Origin of the sequence: Rhodoplanes roseus (genome assembly GCF_003258865.1) — a bacterium.
Classification (GTDB): Bacteria; Pseudomonadota; Alphaproteobacteria; order Rhizobiales; family Xanthobacteraceae; genus Rhodoplanes; species Rhodoplanes roseus.
In genome coordinates this window covers 1-276 of record NZ_NPEX01000800.1, presented here as the reverse complement: position 1 = coordinate 276, position 276 = coordinate 1, and the positions used below count along the sequence as shown (strand labels likewise).

Below are 276 nucleotides of genomic sequence, written 5' to 3'. Positions count from 1 at the left end.
CGAGACCGTCTCCGAATTGCGCCGTCGCGGCTATTCGGTCGTCACCTTCGACTGGCGCGGCCAGGGCGGGTCCACGCGCAGCCTGCGGGACCCGCGAAAGGGCCATGTCGACGATTTCTCCGAATATCTCGTCGATCTCGAAACGGTGATGCGCGAGGTGGCCCTCCCCCGCTGCCATCCGCCCTACAACATCCTCGCCCATTCGACGGGTGCCGCCATCGCGCTCCTTTATGCCGCGCGCGCCCGCACCCAGGTGGAGCGCATGGTGCTGACGGC

1 protein-coding gene is annotated in these 276 nt (G+C 67.8%); it reads left to right on the top strand.

The window, feature by feature from the left end:
- The coding region (locus tag CH341_RS32465) for an alpha/beta fold hydrolase (protein WP_146604766.1) at positions 1-276 on the top strand (276 nt) is incomplete at both ends.